The sequence below is a fragment of the Neisseria sp. P0001.S005 genome, assembly GCF_051963715.1.
The window spans coordinates 1-4,323 of sequence record NZ_JBQCTZ010000254.1; the positions used below are offsets into that span (position 1 = coordinate 1).

Consider the following 4,323-nt stretch of genomic DNA (forward strand, 5'->3'; position numbering starts at 1 on the left):
GACTTGGACATCCACTACAACCAAAACCAAAGCCGTGCCGAAAGCTACGCCGCAGGGATTGCCTACAACCCCGAACCCGGCAAAGTCTTAAGCGCGCGCTACAAATACGGACGCAACGAGCGCATCTATCTGCAAGCCAACGGCGACTATTTCTACGACAAACTCAGCCAAGTCGACCTTGCCGCCCAATGGCCTTTGAGCAAAAACCTGTACGCCGTTGCCCGTTACAACTACGAAATCGAAGCCAAAAAACCGCTGGAAATGCTCATCGGTGCAGAATACAAAAGCAACTGCGGCTGCTGGAGCGCAAGCTTGGTCGGCCAACGCTATGTTACCGGCGAAAACAGCCACAAAAACGCCGTATTCTTTAACCTCCAACTCAAAGACTTGAGCAATATCGGCAACAACCCATTCGAAAAACTCCGCTTAGCCATCCCCGGTTACAGCAAAACCAACGAGGTAGTCAAACAATGAACTTCAAACCCCTGATTCTCGTCGCCACACTCACTCTCGCAGTAGGCGCACACGCCGCCCCTAAAGCCAAAGCGACCAAAGCGCGTGCCAACAAAACCCCAGTCGTCAGCGCCACCACCATGCCTGCCGTACAAAGCGGCGTACATCTTTCAGACGGCATTGCCGCGGTTGTCGACAACGAAGTCATTACCCACCGCCAAGTAGCGCAAGCCGTAGCGCAAGCGCGCCAAACCATGCCTAAAGGCACACAAATGGACGCCAACGAGCTGCGCCAACAGGTTTTGGCACAAATGATCAACCAATCCCTGATCCTCCAAGCCGGCAAACGCCGCAACATCCAAGCGACCGATAGCGAAATCGAAGCCGTTATCGCGCACAACCCCAACATCAAAAACCCGTCTGCCTCCGTCCGTCAAGACATCGCCGACAGCATTATTGTTGAAAAAGTGCGCCAACAAGCCATCATGCAAAACAGCCGCGTGAGCGACTCCGAAGTGGCACGCTACATCGAGCAGGCCAAACAACAAGGCGTCACCCTGCCTGAAGCAGACCCTGTGCGCCAATACCATGCCCAACACATCCTCATTAAAGCCGACAACGACAATGCCGCCGTCGGCGCAGAAAGCACCATCCGCAAAATCTACTCACAAGCCCGCAGCGGCGCAGATTTCGGCGGTTTGGCACGCCAATACTCGCAAGACAGCAGCGCCGGCAACGGTGGCGATTTGGGCTGGTTTGCCGACGGCATGATGGTTGCCCCATTTGAAGAAGCCGTCCACAAACTTAAACCAGGCCAAATCAGCGCCCCTGTCCGCACCCAATTCGGCTGGCACATCATCAAGCTGAACGACGTCCGCGAAGCAGGTACGCCTGAAGAGCGCCAACAAAACGCCGTCCGCCAATACCTGTCCCAACAAAAAGCGCAACAGGCGACCACCAACCTCCTGCGCGAACTGCACAGCAGCTCCTACGTTGATGTACGCTAATCACGCGTATTGTTAAAAAGACAAGAATCGGTACAATAAGGCCGTCTGAAATCCATTGTTCAGACGGCCTTTTCTCCTTTTACTTAAACAACCCATTGATTAAAGCACTCCATCATGCCCATCCGTCCCAACTGGCAAGCCGCCACCCTGCTGCAAGCCGAAGAAACTTCCATTACCTCCGCACACACCGGCCGCACCTACCGCATTCAAACCGCGGCACTCGGCGAGCGTCCTGCAGGCGGCTATCCCGTGCTGTATATTCTTGACGGTGATGCCTTTTTCCCCGCCATCCTTAATATGGCGCAATCCCTGCTTATCAACCCCATCACCAAAAGCCATGCCGCCTGCCTGATTGTCGGCATCGGCTACACCGGCGGCACCATCCGCGACTTAAGCCAACGCGCCCTCGACTACACGCCGCCGCTGCCCGACAACGCGCCCGAATCCGAACGCAAACAATACGGCCAAGCCGACCGCTTCAGCCGCTTTATCGATGACGAACTCTCCGCCCTGCTCGACAGCAAATACCGCATCGACACCCAAAACCAAGCCGTCTTCGGCCATTCGTTCGGCGCACTGTACGGCCTCTATTCCCTATTTACCCGCCCCGAACGATTCCGCCATTATTTGCTGGTGTCACCGTCTATCTGGTGGCAAGACCGCCGCGTACTCGATTGGCTGCCCGGCACATTGTCGCAAGGAATCGGCATCCGCCTTGGCGCAGGCGAACATGAAGGCAGAAACAACCGCCCCGACCAAACCAGCAGCGGCATGGTTGCACAAGCCAAAATTCTTGCCGGCACTTTGCACCACCTCGGCGCGGATGTCCGCTTTACCCTCTACCCCAACGCCAATCACGGCAACGCCCCGTTTTACGCCCTGACCGACTGCATCGAATATTTGCGCAGCGCATGGCAGCGTTGAAACAGGTTTGCCAAACATTGAGGCCGTCTGAAACGCAAACACCAAAGCGTATTGAACCTATTGGGTCAATTTAAAACCTCTAAAGTCCAATCAAAAAAGGCCGTCTGAAATCTATTGTTCAGACGGCCTTTGATATACGGTTTGCCAATCAGCCATTACCCCTGCTTTTTCCATTCCAAAGCCAAATCATACAGCGCCTTTTTATTCTCGCCGGTAATCTTGGCGGCAAGCTCGGCAGCCTGTTTGGTTGGCAACTCGGCCGCAAGGATTTTCATGGTATTTTGCGCCGCCTCGGGCAAATCGCTGTGTTTCTCTTTCACCGCAGGGTGCAACACCAGCACCATCTCGCCACGCGTTTGGTTGCTGTCGTTTTTGAGGGCGGCTTGGATTTCGGTAACCGTACCGCTGAGGAAGGTTTCAAATGTTTTGGTGATTTCGCGCGCCAAAGTCAAACGGCGTTCGGGGAACTGCGCGGCCATATCCGCAAGGCTTGCTTCGATACGGTGCGGCGTTTCAAACATCACAATCGGAAAATCGGCTTCTGCCCATTTGGCCAGCAGCTTTTGGCGTTCGCCGGCCTTAGGCGGCAGGAAACCGTTGAAGTAAAAATCGGATTCCGTCACACCAGCCACGCTCAACGCCCCCATGACCGCGCTTGCGCCGACCACGGGCACCACTTTAAATCCGGCTTCGCGCACGCGGGCGGCAAGTTTCGCACCGGGATCGCAAACCGCAGGCGTACCCGCATCCGAAACTTGGGCAACACTCAGGCCGTCTGAAAGATGGGGGATGATTTTATCGGCCATTTGCTGCTCGTTGTGTTCGCGCACGCTCACGAGTTTGCCCTGAATGCCGTATGCACTCAAAAGCTGGGCGGTAACACGGGTGTCCTCGGCGCAGATAATGTCGGCCTTTTGCAGAACGGCCAGTGCGCGCAACGTTATGTCGGCTAAATTGCCGATGGGTGTGGCGACAACGTATAATGTCTGTTTTTCGATGCTGTCGACGGCTTTTTGCAAGTGTTTTGTGTACATAGATTCAAGGCCGTCTGAAACGGCGTCTCTTTAAAAACAATGATTATATAACGGGTAAACTTTTCATGCGCTTAAACCACAAACAGGGGGCGGCGGCCGAAGATGCGGCACTGGCGTTCCTACAGGCCAAAGGCTGCTCGCTGCTGGCTCGGAACTGGCATTGCGCCTACGGCGAAATCGATTTAATCGTCAAAAACGGCGGTATGATTGTGTTTGTTGAAGTAAAATACCGCAAAAACCGAGGTTTCGGTGGTGCCGCATACAGCATCTCGCCATCCAAATTATTGAAATTGCAACGAAGTGTAGAGTATTATCTGCAAAAGCACGGGTTAAATCATGCGCCCTGCCGCCTAGACGCGGTACTGATCGAGGGCGACGGCCCGCCCGAATGGATTCAAAATATTACAGGTTAACCTCATGACAACATTACAAGAACGCGTTTCCGCACATTTTGCCGAGAGCATCCGCGCTAAGCAGGAAGCCGAAAAAGTACTGGTCGAGCCGACTGCGCAGGCCGCCGAGCTGATGCTGCAATGCCTGATGAACGACGGCAAAATCCTGGCCTGTGGCAATGGCGGTTCGGCCGCCGACGCGCAACACTTCGCCGCAGAAATGACCGGCCGTTTTGAAAAAGAACGCATGGAATTGGCCGCTGTCGCGCTGACGACAGATACTTCCGCCCTGACAGCCATCGGCAACGACTACGGTTTCGACCATGTATTCAGCAAACAAGTGCGCGCGCTCGGACGTGCCGGCGACGTATTGGTCGGCATCTCCACCTCCGGCAATTCCGCCAACGTCATCGAAGCCATCAAAGCGGCACACGAACGCGACATGCACGTCATCGCCATGACCGGCCGCGACGGCGGAAAAATCGCCGCCATGCTCAAAGATACCGACGTTTT

The 4,323-nt window shown here is 54.9% G+C and carries 6 protein-coding genes; 5 read left to right on the forward strand and 1 reads right to left on the reverse strand.

Annotation, left to right across the window (positions count from 1 at the left end):
* From lptD to ACTHSP_RS18260, 3 genes are all read left to right on the forward strand, one after another.
* A partial coding sequence (gene lptD, locus ACTHSP_RS18250) for an LPS assembly protein LptD (protein WP_440346610.1) occupies positions 1-474 on the forward strand: 474 nt, incomplete at its 5' end.
* The gene (locus ACTHSP_RS18255) at positions 471-1,460 is read left to right on the forward strand and encodes a peptidylprolyl isomerase (protein ID WP_440346611.1); all 990 of its coding nucleotides are present in this window, start codon (positions 471-473) and stop codon (positions 1,458-1,460) included. The genes lptD and ACTHSP_RS18255, both read left to right, overlap by 4 nt.
* Before the next feature lie 114 nt (positions 1,461-1,574).
* Positions 1,575-2,384, forward strand: coding sequence for an alpha/beta hydrolase (locus ACTHSP_RS18260; protein ID WP_440346612.1), 810 nt, complete (start codon positions 1,575-1,577; stop codon positions 2,382-2,384).
* Between the two features lie 155 nt (positions 2,385-2,539).
* Here the strand turns inward: ACTHSP_RS18260 and rsmI are convergent, their stop codons facing one another.
* Positions 2,540-3,418 carry a 16S rRNA (cytidine(1402)-2'-O)-methyltransferase gene (rsmI, locus tag ACTHSP_RS18265; protein ID WP_107867919.1) on the reverse strand — a complete coding sequence of 293 codons (879 nt, stop codon included), beginning with the start codon at positions 3,416-3,418 and terminating at the stop codon, positions 2,540-2,542.
* A gap of 65 nt (positions 3,419-3,483) precedes the next feature.
* Here rsmI and ACTHSP_RS18270 point away from each other — a divergent pair, with 65 nt between their 5' ends.
* Together ACTHSP_RS18270 and ACTHSP_RS18275 are read left to right on the forward strand one after the other, a co-directional pair.
* Entirely contained in the window at positions 3,484-3,831 is a 348-nt protein-coding gene (locus tag ACTHSP_RS18270) for a YraN family protein (RefSeq protein ID WP_107867920.1), read from the forward strand.
* 4 nt (positions 3,832-3,835) lie between these two features.
* Positions 3,836-4,323, forward strand: a 488-nt coding sequence (locus ACTHSP_RS18275; RefSeq protein WP_440346613.1) for a phosphoheptose isomerase, incomplete at its 3' end; no start/stop codon positions are given.

Coding starts and splice junctions, on each gene's coding strand:
- ACTHSP_RS18255 (WP_440346611.1), top strand. CDS start 471: ATGAACTTCAAACCCCTGATTCTCGTCGCCACACTCACTCTCGCAGTA.
- ACTHSP_RS18260 (WP_440346612.1), top strand. CDS start 1,575: ATGCCCATCCGTCCCAACTGGCAAGCCGCCACCCTGCTGCAAGCCGAA.
- rsmI (WP_107867919.1), bottom strand. CDS start 3,418: ATGTACACAAAACACTTGCAAAAAGCCGTCGACAGCATCGAAAAACAG.
- ACTHSP_RS18270 (WP_107867920.1), top strand. CDS start 3,484: ATGCGCTTAAACCACAAACAGGGGGCGGCGGCCGAAGATGCGGCACTG.